Genomic DNA, 15,335 nt, shown 5'->3' with positions numbered 1-15,335 from the left:
TCATTACCGAGGCGAACATGGCGACGACGGTGACAGCGAAAGGTCAGGTCACGATCCCAAAACCGGTCCGCGACCTTCTGGGGATCGTGCCGGGCAGCAAGGTGGATTTTCGGCGTGCCGCCGACGGTAGCGTGGTGATCGCGCGCGCCGACAAGAAACAGCCACCGAGCCGATTCGCGAGATTGCGCGGCCATGCGGGGGGCGGTCTCGGCACGGATGCAATCATGGCGCTGACACGGGGCGAGGGGTGACGCGGGTCGATACCAACGTCCTGCTCGACCTGGTTACGAACGATCCTCATTGGGCGAACTGGTCGATCAGCCAGCTTGAGGCCCGCAGTCTTGGCGGACCATTGTTCGTCAATGACGTGATCTACGCTGAGCTGCCGGTGCGATATCAGCGAATTGAAGATCTGGAGACATTCATCGAAGAGGCGGGGCTCGAGATTCTGCCGATGCCTCGCGAGGCACTGTTTCTGGCAGGGAAGGTCTTTACACAATATCGCCGCGCCGGCGGCTCACGGACCGGTGTGTTGCCGGATTTCTTTGTCGGTGCACACGCCGCGATTGCCCAATTGCCGGTCCTGACCCGTGATATCGGCCGTTTTCGAACCTACTTTCCCTCCTTGACCCTCATTACTCCGGACGCGTAGCGGACAGCTCACCATTCAGCTTTGCCAGCGGCCGCAGGGGTCGTTGCCGTCGAGCAGGCCGAGGTCGCGGCGCAGGTGCGGCGACAATTCCCTGACATCGAGATGCGCCTTCTTGCGACGGCCGAACCCGTCGGTCAGCCAGGACAGCCAGTGGTGCCCGGAAACCGAAAACATCAAGTGCTGTGTCGTTGTCATGGCGGAACACCTCCGATATGCCTAAATGCATCTGATCCGTGAGGTTCAATGTCGTGTCGCCGCGCCTTTGTTTCCAATCGAATGTCGATCATGACCTATAAAGACAGCTTATGAGCTTTCAGCTTCCGCCCCTTGCCGCCACCCGCGTCTTCGAAGCGGTGGCGCGACATCTGTCCTTCACCAAGGCCGCGCGCGAGCTCGGCATGACGCAGGCTGCCGTCAGCTATCAGATCAAACTGCTGGAGGAGCGCGTCGGCGCCCAGCTCTTCCTGCGGCACCCACGCCATATCGAATTGACTGACGTCGGCCAGAGGCTGGCGCCGGCGATCACCGACGCCTTTGCCATCATCGGCGAGGCTTATTCAGCCGCCCGCTCCGGCGCCGAAGGGGTCCTGTGCGTCAGCACCATCCTGACCTTCGCCTCCAACTGGCTGGCGCAGCGGCTCGGCGCCTTCCAGATGACCTATCCCTCTCTCGCCGTTCGCCTCGACACCTCGACCAGATTGATCGACTTCGCGCGCGAGGATGTCGACATCGCCATCCGGTCCGGCAGCGGCAAATGGCCCGGCACCGAGGTACACAAACTGTTCTCGGCCGACTTCACGCCGATGCTGAGCCCGGCGCTGGCCGCGAGCATTGGTGGCGTGAACAAGCCGGCGGACCTGCTCCGCCTGCCGCTCATGGATCCCGGCGACATCTGGTGGAAGGAGTGGTTCAAGCTGGCCGGCGTCGATTCCGGCGAGCTTGCGACACGAACGGCCTCCAGCATGGGCGCTCAGATGTATGAGGCGAGCGCAGCGATCGCCGGTCACGGTGTCGCCATCCTGACCCGTGAACTGTTTCAGGCGGAGCTCGCCGACGGTCGCCTGATCCAGCCTTTCGATCTGGTCGGCGACGACGGCCATTCCTACTGGCTGGTCTATCCGACGTCGCGCCGAAACGTGCCCAAGATCAAGGCTTTTCGCGAATGGCTACTGGTCGAGGTCGAGCGGTCGCTCAAGGCAAATGCCGAAGCTCGCAGCCCTGCCGTGATCGTTGGAACTTCGGGTCGATCTCGGTTCTCGTAGCCGACGAAACGATAACCGACCTCCGTCCAGATGATCGCGGCGCGCCGCGAACTCGATACGGGTCATCGAATCAGTCCGAATTCTCTTCTTCGATCGTACAGAAAAAGCCCCTCTTCATCCCAACCTGCCGACCATCCCCCATTCCACAGCAGATACGCAGCGGTGGTGGGGTCGTCTCCCGCGGTTGAATGGCTGCAGAGAGGCCATTTTACCCAGTCGGAAACATCATAGCTGGAGGCGAGGCGGTAGAGTGGTTCCGACAGGAAATAGTAAGCGGCACTGCCGGCTTGACCATGTTCCCTGGCAGCCATCTCACCAAGTGCTGCGCGCAAATGCACAAAGGGCGAATCCGCGCGTGCAAAGGCATCCTGCGGAGAGATCTTCGGGTTCTCCATCACGCGTACATGGCCGAAGGGGTCTGCTGCTTCCGCCCCAAGCTCTCTGGTCAGATCGACACCCTTGCGCAACACCATGGTGGCGTAGTCGGCATCGATCGGCTTTCGCCGGACCGATAGATGCTCTTCCACGCGCGCCAGCATCTGATCGCCGCGCGGCAGAATCGAGAAAGCTCGCCTGCGCGCCTGACGAGCACTTTTCCAATCCGTGAACCAGAAACCGAACTGCAATCGAAAATCGCTGTCCATGTCCGGCAGCGGATCTGGCACGCCCTTGTCGTCGGGTTTCTCATCGGGATGATCGTTGTAGCTGTCCAGGATCTGGTGCCAGCGACGTTGCCATTCCTTGGGGTCCTGCGGCACGGGCGTTTCCGAACCCGACGGCAGATTTTTGCGCCTGAGAAAATTGAACACACTGCCTCCGAAGGGATGATCGGCGGACCCGATCGACCATAGAGCATTTTGTAGCCAAGTGGAATCACTTGGCGTTACAAAAATGCGGCGAAAACAAAAGCTTAGAGCGTTTCCACGTTTCCGTGAAAAACGGAACCGCTCTAATCTCACATCTCGTCACCGACAAAGCGGTAACCGACTCCGGGTTCGGTCCGGATGATCGCAGGCGCTGAAGGATCGCGTTCGATCTTGCCGCGCACCTGGCCGACGAAGACACGCAGATAGTGCAGGTCATCGGCATGGGCCGGACCCCAGACCGAGGTCAGCAGCGCCCTGTGCGTGACGACGCGCCCGGCATGGCGCGCCAGCATCAGCACGAGATCGTATTCCTTGGGCGTAAGATGGATCGGCGCGCCGCTGCGGGTGATCAGCCGGCGCACGGTGTCGATATGCAGCCCGTCGACCGAAATCTCGGTGACGCCGCCATCTTCACGGGTGCGGTGGCGCAGCGCGGTGCGGATACGCGCGGTCAGCTCGCCGATGCCGAACGGTTTTTCGATATAGTCGTCTGCGCCGAGGTCGAGCGCCGCGATTTTCTCGCTCTCGCGGTCGCGTGCCGAGAGGATGATGATCGGCAGTTCGGACCAGCCGCGCACGTTCTTGACCACCTCCTTGCCGTCCATGTCGGGCAGGCCGAGATCGAGGATGATCAGGTCAGGCGCCGCCGTGGCGATCGCCTTCAGGGCCTGGGCGCCGGTTCCGGCCTCGATCACCTCATAGCCGGCGGCCGTCAATGCCGGGCGCAGGAAACGCTGGATCTGCGGTTCGTCGTCGACGACCAGGACACGGAAACCGCTCACGACATTGCCCTCCCTTCGACAGACAGGTCCTCGACGGGCATGTCTTCGACCGGAAAGCGCAGGATCATGCGTGTACCTTTTCGTTTCTGGGCCGGGCTTTCGGCCTTGATGGTGCCGCCCATCGCCTCGACGAAACCGCGTGCGATCGGCAGGCCGAGCCCTGTACCCGGCGCGCGACCGTCAGGCTTGCCACGCCGGAAGAATTTCTCGAACACCTGTTCGAGATCCTTTTCCGGAATGCCCTTGCCCATGTCGACCACCGACAGGACGAGCTCGTCCTCGTCACGTCGCGCATAGATGCGAATCGGCTCGGCGCCGCCATATTTGTCGGCGTTGTCGACAAGGTTGAACAGCACCTGCCCCAGAAGCACGCTGTCGCCGCGGATCAATGGCAGGCCCGGTGCGAGCTGCACTTCGACAACGCGTTCCGGAAACACCTTGCGGGCACGTTCCACCGTGGAGTTGATCACGTCGGGAACGTCGACCCAGTCGCGCTTGGCCTCGACCGAACCGGATTCGATGCGTGTCATGTCGAGCAGGTTGGCGAGGAAGCGCGACAGCCGCGCGCTCTCTTCATCGATGGAGACAAGCAGGTCGTCGCGGCTCTGCCTGTCCATCCTATCGCCGAGTTCGCGCAGGCTGGTGATGGCGCCGGTGATGGTGGCGAGCGGCGTCTTGAGGTCATGCGACACCGAGGCAAGCAATGCCGAGCGGAAACGCTCGCCCTCCAGCGCCGTGGCCTGGCGCAGGCTTTCCTTGGACAGGCGCGCCCGGTCGATGGCCACGGCGGACTGGTCGAGGATGGCATTCAGCATCCTCTCCTCGGTTCCATCCAGCAGCTCGCCATCCTGCTGGATGCCACAGACTCCGACGACGCCATGCGGGCTCATCAGCGGGATGAAACGGAAGGCACTGTTGGGCAAGGTGCCGGTGCCGCTGCCGGCCTCCTCGCTCTTCTCATAGGCCCAGCGCGCGGCGGCCATGTCCGAAACGCCGAGTTCGGTGTCCGGCGGCCAGGATGCCTGCAGGCGCAACTCGCCCTGATCGGGAAGCAGCAGCGCTACGGTACGCGACAGCACTCCCTGCAACTGCGAGACCGTCGCCCAAACCACATCGTCCTGCTTGGCCGTGCCGGAAAGCTTGCGTGAATAGTCGTAGAGTGTCTGGGTCGTTACGGAGCGTTCGCCGGAAACCTTCGCCTGTTCGCGCAGCCGCGAGGTGAGCCCGCCGGTGAGCATGGCGGCGGCAAGAAAGACGAACAGTGCGAAGACCTCGTGCGGCTCGGCGATGGTCAATGTGTAGAAAGGCGAAATGAAGAAGAAATTGTAGGCAACCGCAGAGCCGAGTGCGGCGACGATCGCCGCCAGATAGCCGCTGCTGATCGCCGAGACCAGCACGGCCAGAAGATAGATGATCGAGATGTTCGGCAGTCGCACCCACTCGTCGATGGTCAGGCCGAAGCCGGTCGCGGCGGCAACCGTCGCGATAGCCGTGCCGACCTCGCGGGCCAGCCGAAGCGCAAGCGACCGCTGTTTCACCGGCGTGGTCGGTGGCGGCATCGCATCGTCGCCGGTGACGACATAAACGCCGATGCCGGAGGCTTTCTCCATCAGGGCGTCGGGCAGCGAGCGCCGGAACAGGCGCCATGGGAAGGATTGCCGGCGTCCGCCGATGACGATCTGCGTGGCGTGCTCGCGCCTTGCCAGCCGCAGGATCTCCTCGACGAAATCGCTGCCCTTCACCCGTCGTGTTTCCGCGCCGAGCCGTTCGGCGAGGCGGAAGGTATCGTCCAGCCGGCGCTCGCCAGCCTGATCGGCAACGGCGCGATCCACGGGTTCGATCGACGCGACGATCCAGTGTGCGTTGAGGCCCGAGGCCAAACGGCTGGCGATGCGCACGACCTTTTCGGACAGCGCATCCGGGCCGATGCAGACCAGCAGCCGCTCGGCCGAAGGCCATGGCCCTTCGATGGCGTTCTGCTTGAGATAGTCGACCATCTGGTCGTCGACGCGGTCGGCAGTGCGCCGCAGCGCCAGATCGCGCAGCGCCGTCAGGTTGCCGAGGCGGAAGAAGGAATCCGCTGCACGTGCCGCATTGGCGGGCAGGTAGACCTTGCCTTCCTTCAGTCGCTCCAGCAGTTCGGCCGGCGGCAGGTCCACCAGCAGCACTTCGTCGGCTTTCTTCAGCACCGTGTCGGGGATCTGCTCGCGCACCGGCACGCCGGTGATCTGGGTGACGACGTCCGACAGGCTTTCCAGGTGCTGGATGTTCAGTGCCGTCCAGACATTGATGCCGGCGGCGAGCAGCTCGTCTATGTCCTGGTAGCGCTTGGGATGGCGGCTTTCCGGCGCGTTGGTGTGCGCCAGTTCGTCGACGACGATGGTGTGTGGGTGACGCGCCAGCGCCGCGTCGAGATCGAACTCCTCGACGGTGCGGCCGCGATAGGGGCTGCTGCGCAGCGGCAGCACCTCAAGTCCCTCGAGCAGCGCTGCGGTTTCACTGCGCCCGTGCGTCTCGACGAGGCCGACAAGGATATCGCCGCCGTCCTCCTTCATGCGGCGCGCGCGCGACAGCATGGCGTAGGTCTTGCCGACACCAGGTGCTGCGCCCAGGAATACGGTCAGCCGACCGCGTCCCTGGGCGCCTGCCAATGCCAGCAGCGCGTCGGGGTCCGCGCGCTTTTCTCGATGACGGTCGCTATCAGCCATTCACCGGAGCGGAATGCGAGCATTCCGCTCCATCTCCTTTTCTGTCTCGTATGATCCCTATCCGAAAAGTCCGCAATTTTCTGCTTCGCGGCCCTAGGTTCGGGGTCATGCTTCAGATTTAAGACTTTAGCTGATCCAGTGCGAGATTTAGTTTCAGCACGTTGACGCGTGGCTCACCGATCAGGCCGAGCAGGCGGCCTTCCTGTATTTCGTCGACGAGCTTGGTCACGTCCGCCTCGGCCAGGCCGCGCGCCTTGGCAACGCGTGCCACCTGATCACGAGCGAAATCCGGCGTGATGTGCGGGTCGAGGCCGGAGCCGGACGTGGTGGCGGCATCGGTTGGCACGGGGCTGGCGATGCCGGCGCCGTTCAGACGCTGGATGTCGGCCGCGACACGTTCCTTCAGTTTCAGCGAGGTCGTGCCGAGATTGGAGCCACTCGAATTGCCGGCGTCATAAGGCGTGCTGCCGATCGCCGACGGACGCGGCCAGAAATAGCGGTCGGTGGTGAAGTTCTGGCCGATCAGTTCGGAACCGATGACGCTTCCGTTCTGCCGGATCAGGCTGCCATTTGCCTGTGCCGGCAGGATGATCTGGCCGACGCCGGTGATGGCGAGCGGATAAGCGATGCCGAGCAGGATCGTGAACAACACGATCATGACGAAGGCGGGGCGAAGATTGCTTGTCATGATTACACCAGATGAAGAGCCGAGACGGCGATGTCGACCAGCTTGATGCCCGCGAAGGGCAGGATCAGGCCGCCGACGCCGTAGACGAGGAGATTGCGGCGCAGCAGCGCAGCAGCGCCCACAGGGCGATAGGCGACACCCTTCAGCGCCAGCGGGATCAGCGCGATGATGATCAGCGCGTTGAAGATCACCGCCGACAGGATTGCCGATTCCGGCGAGGTGAGCCGCATGATGTTGAGGTTATCGAGCGCCGGATAGGTGGCCACGAACAGCGCCGGGATGATGGCGAAATATTTGGCGACGTCGTTGGCGATCGAGAAGGTGGTCAGCGAGCCGCGTGTCATCAAAAGCTGCTTGCCGATCTCGACGATCTCGATGAGCTTGGTCGGGCTGGAATCGAGGTCGACCATGTTGGCGGCCTCGCGCGCGGCCTGGGTACCGCTCTGCATGGCCACGCCGACATCGGCCTGGGCAAGTGCCGGCGCATCGTTGGTGCCATCACCGCACATGGCGATCAGGCGGCCGCCTTCCTGCTCCTTGCGGATGTAGCCGAGCTTCTGCTCGGGTGTCGCTTCGGCGAGGAAGTCGTCGACACCGGCCTCGGAGGCGATGGCCGCCGCGGTGACCGGGTTGTCGCCGGTGACCATGACGGTGCGGATGCCCATGGCGCGCAGCGCCGCGAAGCGCTCCTTGATGCCGGGCTTCACCACGTCCTTCAGATGGATGACGCCGAGCAGCTTGCTGCCCTCGGCCACAGCCAATGGCGTGCCACCGGTGCGCGCCACCAGTTCCACGGCCTGCCGGAAAGCAGCGGGTACGCGGGTCTCATCGAGTGCCGTGAACTTCAGCACGGAATCGACGGCGCCCTTGCGCAGGCGGCGCTCGCCGAGATCGACGCCCGACAGCCGGGTCTCGGCCGCGAATGGCACGATCGCGTCGGGCTGCCTGGCCGGAGCGGCAATGCCGAATTCACCGGTGGCGAGCGCGACGATCGAGCGGCCTTCCGGCGTCTCGTCGCCAAGGCTTGCCAGCATGGCGGCCTCGGCGAGGTCCTCGGCGCGGATGCCCGGCACCGGCAGGAATTCGGTTGCCATGCGGTTGCCGAAGGTGATGGTGCCGGTCTTGTCGAGCAGCAGCGTGTCGACGTCGCCGGCCGCTTCCACCGCACGGCCTGAGGTGGCGATGACGTTGAAGCGCACCAGGCGGTCCATGCCGGCGATGCCGATGGCCGACAGCAGGCCGCCGATGGTGGTGGGGATCAGTGTCACCAGCAGTGCCGCCAGCACCGTGATCGAAAGCACCGTGCCCGAATAGCCGGCAAGGCCCCACAACGTCGCCACGGCGATCAGGAACACCAGGGTAAGCCCCGACAGCAGGATCGACAGCGCGATCTCGTTCGGCGTCTTCTGGCGTTCGGCGCCTTCGATGAGCGCGATCATGCGGTCGACGAAGGAGGAGCCAGGGGCGGCGGTGATGCGCACCTTGATCCAGTCGGACAGCACCTGGGTGCCGCCGGTGACGGCGGAGCGGTCACCGCCGGATTCGCGGATGACCGGGGCGGATTCACCGGTGATGGCGCTTTCGTTGACCGAGGCGATGCCTTCGACGATTTCGCCGTCGCCCGGGATCAGCTCGCCGGCCTCGACCAGCACCATGTCACCGACCTTGAGGTCGGTGGCCGGGATGCTGGCGACGTCCAGCCCGTCTTCCGACATGAGCTTGCGCGCGGTGAGCTGCGACTTGGTGCGGCGCAGGCTGTCGGCCTGCGCCTTGCCGCGGCCCTCGGCAACGGCTTCGGCGAAGTTGGCGAACAGCACGGTGAACCAGAGCCAGGCGGCGATCTGGCCGGAGAACAGCGGCTTGCCGCCGGCGATGACGAGATCGCGCAGGAACATGAGCGTTACCAGCGCTGCCACCACTTCGGTGACGAAGATCACGGGATTGCGCATCAGCTTCTGCGGTGCCAGCTTGGCAAAGGCCTGCCCGAGCGCCGGCCACAGGATGGCCGGCTCGAACAGCTTGTGTTGGATTGCGGTCGACATGGATGACGTCCTTTAGAAGGTCTGGCCGGCCAGCATCGCGAAATGCTCGACGATGGGGCCGAGGGCGAGGGCCGGGAAATATTGCAGGCCGCCCAGGATGAGGATGATGCCGACGAGCAGGCCGACGAAGAGCGGCGTGTGGGTCGGGAAGGTGCCGGCAGAAGCGGTCGTCTTGGTCTTGCCGACCAGCGAGCCGGCAATGGCAAGCACGGGCACGACATAGCCGAAGCGGCCGAGCAGCATGGCGATGCCGAGCGTGGTGTTGTACCAGGGCGTGTTCGCCGTCAGGCCGCCGAAGGCCGAGCCGTTGTTGGCGGTCGTCGACGTATAGGCATAGAGGATCTCCGACAGCCCGTGCGGGCCGCTCATGCTGATCGAGGCGACGGCGAACGGCAGCATGGCCGACAGTGCGCTGAAGCCGAGGATCGACAGGGGCAGGATGAGCACCGCCAGCATGGCGTATTTCATCTCGCGCCCTTCGATCTTCTTGCCGAGGAACTCGGGCGTGCGGCCAACCATCAGGCCGGCGACGAAGACGGCGAGGATGGCGAAGACGATCATGCCGTAGAGGCCCGAGCCGACACCGCCGGGCAGCACTTCGCCAAGCTGCATCAGGAACATAGGGATGAGGCCGCCGAGGCCGGTGAACGAGCCGTGCATGCCGTTGACGCCGCCGTCCGAAATGCCGGTGGTGACGGCGGCATAGGCGGCGGTCATGGCCTGGCCGAAACGCACCTCCTTGCCTTCCATGTTGCCGAGCGCGTTGTCGAGGCCAAGCGCGGTCAGGATCGGGTTGCCCTGGGTCTCGGCCCAGTAGATCACGCCGACACCGGCGATCAGCAGGATCGCGATCGTCGCGACGAAAGCCCAGCCCTGGCGGCGGTCGCCGACCATCTGGCCGAAGGTGTAGGCGAGCGCCGCCGTCACCATCAGCATGGCGAGGATGTTGAGATAGTTCGACAGCGCGGTCGGGTTCTCGAACGGATGCGCGGCGTTGACGTTGAAGAAGCCGCCGCCGTTGGTGCCGAGCTGCTTGATCGCTTCCTGGCTGGCGACCGGTCCGAGCGCGATGGTCTGGTTGGCGCCTTCGAGCGTGGTCGCGGTCACCGAGCCGTCGAGCGTCTGCGGCAGGCCCATGGCCACGAAGATGATCGCGACGACGATAGCGAGCGGCAAAAGCACGTAGAGCGTGGAGCGGGTCAGGTCGACCCAGAAATTGCCGACGGTCGTGGCATTCGAACGGATGAAGGCGCGGGTCAGCGCCAGCGCCATGGCGATGCCGCTGGCCGCCGAAACGAAATTCTGCACGGTCAGCCCGGCCATCTGGGTGAAATGGCTCATCGTGGTTTCGCCGCCATAGGACTGCCAGTTCGTGTTGGTGACGAAGGAAGCGGCGGTGTTGAAGGCAAGGTCCGGCGCCACGCCGGCAAAGCCTTGCGGGTTGTAGGGCAGGTAGGCCTGCAGCCGCTGGATGGCGTAGAGCACCACCAGGCCGGCGATGCTGAAGGCGATCATCGAAAATGCATATGCCAGCCAGCCTTGCTCCTTCTTCGGGTCGACGCCGGCCAGCGCATAGAAGCCGCGCTCGACGGGGCCGAGCACCGGCGACAGGAAGGTTCGTTCATTGGAAAAGACTTTTGCCATGAACAAGCCGAGCGGCTTGATCAGCAAAAATGTGACGAGAAAAAGCAGGCCGATCTGCAGCCATCCGATCAAAGACATAGCGGAACTCTTTTCTTAGAATTTTTCAGGCCGCAGCAGCGTCACCAGAAGGTAGACGCCAAGGGCTGCGGCAACGGCGAGGCCGAGTAAGGCTTCCATCAGGATCTCCTCGCTCAAAGCCGGGTCAGCGCACGCGCATAGAGCGCGAAAATCAGGAAGGATCCTATGCCAAGGGCAAGGTAGGCGAGGTCGAGCACGATGCTTCTCCGCAGTTCAGGAAGTGCGGAAAATGCTCCCGATGTCGGTCAAATATCGATTGGGAATAGCTCAGCCAGGCATCAAGAAAAGATAAGGATCGTGTCAGCCGGCGACATGCAGGCGCGCGCCGGCCGTTTCCAGGGCGGTCACGATATCGGCCGGCGGCGTCCTGTCGGTGGCGAGTTCGGAGAAGCCTGAAAAGCCGCATACCCGCACGAGGCCCTGGCGGCCGAACTTGCTTGGTCGGTGATGACGACGGAACGCTGGCCGCGCGACAACACGGTGGCCGCGAATTCGGCTTCTTCCAGGTCGAAATCCATGACGCCGCCTGCCGCATCGATGGCGCCCGCCGAAATGATGGCGTGGTCGACGCTGAAGCGGCCGACGAAATCGATCGCCGAGACGCCGAATGCCGCACCGGAATCGCTGCGCAGCTCACCGCCGGCCATATAGACGCGGTTGCCGTTGGCGGTGGCCAGCGTGCGGGCGATGTCGGAGGAGTTGGTAACCACGGTGAGCCGGTGATGGCCCAGCAGCTCCCGGGCGAGGAAGCTGGTGGTGGTGCCGCAGTCCAGCATGATCGATTCCCCGTCGCGGATCGTCGCCGCCACCATGCGCGCGATCATGCGCTTGGCATCGGCATTGTCCCGCATGCGTCGCTCGAACGGCGCTTCCCCGATGATGCCGGGCAGGCTGATGGCGCCGTGCATCTTCAGCACCGAACCGTCCTCGGTCAGCGGCTTCACATCGCGGCGCACGGTCTCCAGCGAGACATCCAACCGCTGGGCCAGATCGGCAATGGTGACCGTGCCCTCCTCTTTCAGGAGGCGCAGGATTTCGCCGTGCCGCTTGGAATGGTTCACCGAGTTGCCTGTAGTTTGGCATGTGGATGACTGATTTGTAGGACTTTGCTAGATCGAAAACAACATAAACGGTCATTAAAACAGAAAAAACCACAGAATTGCGTTGACAATCTGGTCTTGCCGTTCGACCTTGAAGGCGAGGAGATGCGGTTGGACCTGGTGAAAGACCTTCGACAGAAAGGCACACCGGTCGAATGGGAGAAGACGTGACGAGCGAGGATCGCATTCGCCGCCTGCCGTGCTGGAAGGGAAGCGTTGATGTCGCTGCCTTGTCGGGGGGGCTGAGCAACGAGAACTTCCTGGTGACGGATGCCGCGGGCCGGCATGTTGTCCGGCTCGGGCGCGATTATCCCTTTCACCACGTGCTGCGCGAGCGCGAGCTGATGACGGCGCAGGCCGCCGCGGTCGCCGGGTTCGGGCCTGCGGTCGAATATGCCGAGCCTGGCGCCATGGTCACGCAGTTCCTGGGTGCGAAGACCTATGGGCCGGACGACGTGCGTGCCAACGCCGAGCGCATCGCCACGCTGATGCGAAGCTTCCACCAGCGTATGCCGGAACATGTTTCCGGTCCCGGCTTCATGTTCTGGGTGTTCCATGTCATCCGCGATTATGCCCGTACGCTGAGCGCCGGCAAAAGCCGCATGATGCCGGTGCTGCCGCTCTACCTCGCGCTGGCCGATCGGCTGGAGGCCGTGCAGGCGCCGCTGCCGATCGTGTTCGGCCACAACGATCTGTTGCCGGCCAATTTTCTCGACGACGGCGACAAGCTCTGGCTGATCGATTTCGAATATGCCGGCTTCGGCACGGCGATGTTCGACATCGCTGGCATCGCATCCAACTCCGGCATGACGGATGCGGAAGCGGATGCGCTGCTTGGCGTCTATCTCGATGACGCACCGGATGCGGCGATGCGCCGTTCCTTTGCCGCCATGCAGTGTGCGTCGCTGTTGCGCGAGGCGATGTGGAGCATGGTCTCCGAACTGCATCTCGACGCGCCAGGCGTCGACTATGTCGCCTACACCACCGAGAACCTCGCTCGCCTCGATGCGGCGCTCGAAAGCTACAGCTCTAGATACGGAAAAATCCTGTCATGACCTTGCCAAGTCACGCCGAGATCGTCGTCATCGGCGGCGGCATCATCGGCTGTTCCACCGCTTACCACCTGGCACGTGACCACAAGGCTGACGTGATCCTGCTCGAACAGGGCGCCATCACCTCCGGCTCGACCTGGCATGCGGCGGGTCTGGTCGGGCAGCTGCGCTCGTCGGCTTCGATCACCCGCGTGCTCAAATATTCGGTCGAACTCTACAAGGGGCTGGAGGCCGAGACCGGGCTCGCCACCGGCTGGAAGATGACCGGCTGTTTGCGCCTTGCCACCAACCAGGATCGCTGGACCGAGTTCAAACGTCTTGCCACCACGGCGCGCAGCTTCGGCATGGACATGCACCTGCTGTCGCCGGCCGAGGTGAAGGCGATGTGGCCGCTGATGGAGACCGGCGATCTGGTCGGCGCCAGCTGGCTGCCGACCGATGGCCAAGCAAGTCCATCCGACATCACCCAGTCGCTCGCCAAGGGTGCACGCATGCATGGCGCCCGGTTGTTCGAGAAGGTCCGCGTCACCGGTTTCGACATCAAGGACGGCCGCATCGTCGCGGTGAAGACCGATCAGGGCGACATCGCCTGCGAGAAAGTGGTCAATTGCGCCGGCCAGTGGGCGAGGCAGGTCGGCGCCATGGCCGGCATCAACGTGCCGCTGCAGCCGGTCAAGCATCAGTACATCATCACCGAGAAGATACCGGGCCTCGCCACGGACGCGCCCACCATCCGTGACCCTGATCGCCGCACCTATTTCAAGGAAGAGGTCGGCGGTTTGGTCATGGGCGGCTACGAGCCGGACCCGCAGGCCTGGGAGACCGGCCTGCCCGGTGGCGACGTGCCGAACGAGTGGGAGTTCCGCCTGTTCGACGATGACTATGACCATTTCGAACAGCACATGACGCAGGCCATCGCGCGGGTGCCGGCGCTCGAAACCGTCGGCGTCAAGCAGATGATCAACGGCCCGGAGAGCTTCACGCCGGACGGCAACTTCATCCTCGGCATGGCGCCCGAGTGTTCGAACATGTTTGTCGGTGCCGGCTTCAATGCCTTCGGCATCGCCTCGGGCGGCGGCGCCGGCTGGGTGCTGGCGAAATGGGTGGTCGACGGCGAGGCCCCGCTCGACCTCTGGGTTGTCGACATCCGCCGCTTCTCCGATCTGCATCGCGACCGGCAATGGGTTTGCGACCGCACGCTCGAAGCCTATGGCAAGCACTACACCGTCGCCTTCCCGCATGAGGAATATGACAGCGGCCGGCCGCGCATCGTCTCGCCGCTCTACCAGCGCCTGCACAAATACAACGCCGTCTTCGGCTCCAAGCTCGGCTGGGAGCGACCGAACTGGTTCGCTCCGGCTGGGGCGGAGGCCAAAGACATCTATTCGATGGGTCGGCAGAACTGGTTCGAACCGGTCGGCGACGAGCACCGGCATGTACGCGAAAAAGTCGGCATCTTCGACCAGTCGTCCTTCGCCAAATACGAACTGAGCGGCAGGGATGCCGGCAAGGCACTCGACTGGATCTGCGCCAATGATGTCGCCAAGCCGGCCGGCCGCCTCACCTATACGCAGCTTCTCAACACGCGCGGCGGCATCGAGGCCGATCTCACCGTGGCGCGGCTGGCTGACGACAAGTTCTACATTGTCACCGGCACCGGCTTCCGCACGCATGACCTTGCCTGGATCCGCGACCACATCGGTTCCGGCCTGGATGTCGACGTCGCCGATGTCACCGAGGCCTTCGGCACGCTGTCGCTGATGGGACCGCAGGCGCGTGCGGTGCTGGAGAAGGTGACCAGGGCGGATGTCTCCAATGCCGCTTTCCCGTTCGGGCACGTGCGCGAGATCGCCATCGCCGGGCATGCGGTGCGGGCGTTGCGCGTCACCTATGTCGGCGAACTGGGCTGGGAACTGCACGTTCCGATCGCTGCCACCGGCGAAGTGTTCGACGCATTGATGCAGGCAGGCAAGGAGCAGGACATCCGTCCGGTCGGCTATCGCGCCCTGGAATCGCTGCGCCTCGAAAAGGGTTACCGCGCCTGGGGTTCCGATATCACGCCCAACGACACGCCGTTCGAGGCAGGTCTTGGCTGGGCTGTGAAGCTGAAGAAAGAAACCGATTTCGTCGGGCGTGCGGCGTTGCAGAAGCTTGCCGGGCAGCCGCTGGTCAAGCGTTTTGCCGGCTTCACGGTGGATGATCCCGAGGTCGTCCTGCTCGGCCGCGAGACCATCCTGCGCAATGGCGAACCGGTCGGCTATCTCACCTCGGGTGGCTACGGCTACACCGTGGCCGGTAACATCGGCTACGGCTATGTGCGCAATGCAGCGGGTGTCGGCGATTCCTATCTGCGCGACGGCAACTACCAACTGGTCGTCGCGACCCAAACCGTTCCGGCCCGCCTGCATACGGAGCCGCTCTTCGACCCCGCGGGGCAGAGAGTGAAGGGCTAGGTCCTAGG

Annotated in this window: 13 protein-coding genes and 1 pseudogene; 5 read left to right on the top strand and 9 right to left on the bottom strand. The window is 63.8% G+C overall.

From position 1 onward, the window contains the following. Positions 1–17 precede the first annotated feature (17 nt). A complete protein-coding gene (locus C1M53_RS09595) occupies positions 18–251 on the top strand; it encodes an AbrB/MazE/SpoVT family DNA-binding domain-containing protein (RefSeq protein ID WP_129416097.1) in 234 nt (77 codons plus the stop codon). Beyond that, positions 248–652: a type II toxin-antitoxin system VapC family toxin gene (locus C1M53_RS09590; protein WP_129412042.1), complete on the top strand. Its 405-nt coding sequence runs from the start codon at positions 248–250 to the stop codon at positions 650–652. Before C1M53_RS09595 ends, C1M53_RS09590 begins: the two co-directional genes overlap by 4 nt. 15 nt (positions 653–667) lie before the next feature. Here the strand turns inward: C1M53_RS09590 and C1M53_RS09585 are convergent, their stop codons facing one another. Further along, a complete protein-coding gene (locus tag C1M53_RS09585) occupies positions 668–847 on the bottom strand; it encodes a hypothetical protein (protein WP_129412041.1) in 180 nt (59 codons plus the stop codon). 110 nt (positions 848–957) lie between these two features. Between C1M53_RS09585 and gcvA the strand changes: the two genes are divergently transcribed. Then, positions 958–1,914, top strand: a complete 957-nt coding sequence (gene gcvA / locus C1M53_RS09580; RefSeq protein WP_129412040.1) for a transcriptional regulator GcvA — start codon at positions 958–960, stop codon at positions 1,912–1,914. A gap of 62 nt (positions 1,915–1,976) precedes the next feature. Here gcvA and C1M53_RS09575 read toward each other — a convergent pair whose 3' ends face one another. The 8 genes and pseudogenes from C1M53_RS09575 to C1M53_RS09540 form a co-directional block, all read right to left on the bottom strand. Beyond that, complete coding sequence (locus C1M53_RS09575; RefSeq protein ID WP_129412039.1) at positions 1,977–2,723, bottom strand: hypothetical protein; 747 nt, start codon at positions 2,721–2,723, stop codon at positions 1,977–1,979. Between the two features lie 146 nt (positions 2,724–2,869). After that, complete coding sequence (locus C1M53_RS09570) at positions 2,870–3,562, bottom strand: response regulator (RefSeq protein WP_129412038.1); 693 nt, start codon at positions 3,560–3,562, stop codon at positions 2,870–2,872. Further along, a complete protein-coding gene (locus C1M53_RS09565; RefSeq protein WP_129412037.1) occupies positions 3,559–6,270 on the bottom strand; it encodes a sensor histidine kinase KdpD in 2,712 nt (903 codons plus the stop codon). The genes C1M53_RS09570 and C1M53_RS09565 overlap by 4 nt, the downstream gene beginning before the upstream one ends. 118 nt (positions 6,271–6,388) lie before the next feature. Then, on the bottom strand, positions 6,389–6,958 hold the full coding sequence (gene kdpC / locus C1M53_RS09560; RefSeq protein WP_129412036.1) for a potassium-transporting ATPase subunit KdpC: 570 nt from the start codon (positions 6,956–6,958) through the stop codon (positions 6,389–6,391). A gap of 2 nt (positions 6,959–6,960) precedes the next feature. Beyond that, complete coding sequence (kdpB, locus tag C1M53_RS09555) at positions 6,961–9,000, bottom strand: potassium-transporting ATPase subunit KdpB (RefSeq protein ID WP_129412035.1); 2,040 nt, start codon at positions 8,998–9,000, stop codon at positions 6,961–6,963. A gap of 12 nt (positions 9,001–9,012) precedes the next feature. Next, positions 9,013–10,722 carry a potassium-transporting ATPase subunit KdpA gene (gene kdpA / locus C1M53_RS09550; protein WP_129412034.1) on the bottom strand — a complete coding sequence of 570 codons (1,710 nt, stop codon included), beginning with the start codon at positions 10,720–10,722 and terminating at the stop codon, positions 9,013–9,015. Between the two features lie 15 nt (positions 10,723–10,737). Further along, positions 10,738–10,839, bottom strand: a complete 102-nt coding sequence (kdpF, locus tag C1M53_RS09545; protein ID WP_207213090.1) for a K(+)-transporting ATPase subunit F — start codon at positions 10,837–10,839, stop codon at positions 10,738–10,740. A 183-nt stretch (positions 10,840–11,022) separates the two neighbouring features. Then, positions 11,023–11,783 (bottom strand): annotated as a pseudogene (locus tag C1M53_RS09540) (DeoR/GlpR family DNA-binding transcription regulator). Positions 11,784–11,989: 206 nt separating this feature from the next. On the opposite strand from C1M53_RS09540, the gene C1M53_RS09535 reads away from it, so the two are divergent. Beyond that, positions 11,990–12,877 carry a choline/ethanolamine kinase family protein gene (locus tag C1M53_RS09535; protein WP_129412033.1) on the top strand — a complete coding sequence of 296 codons (888 nt, stop codon included), beginning with the start codon at positions 11,990–11,992 and terminating at the stop codon, positions 12,875–12,877. Next, positions 12,874–15,327 (top strand): FAD-dependent oxidoreductase, encoded by a 2,454-nt coding sequence (locus C1M53_RS09530; protein WP_129412032.1) that lies wholly within the window; start codon positions 12,874–12,876, stop codon positions 15,325–15,327. The genes C1M53_RS09535 and C1M53_RS09530 overlap by 4 nt, the downstream gene beginning before the upstream one ends. The last annotated feature ends 8 nt before the right edge of the window (positions 15,328–15,335 follow it).

The sequence above is a fragment of the Mesorhizobium sp. Pch-S genome, assembly GCF_004136315.1.
Taxonomy (GTDB): Bacteria; Pseudomonadota; Alphaproteobacteria; order Rhizobiales; family Rhizobiaceae; genus Mesorhizobium.
Note: the sequence above shows the minus strand (reverse complement) of the source record. Positions and strands in the feature narration are given on the sequence as shown.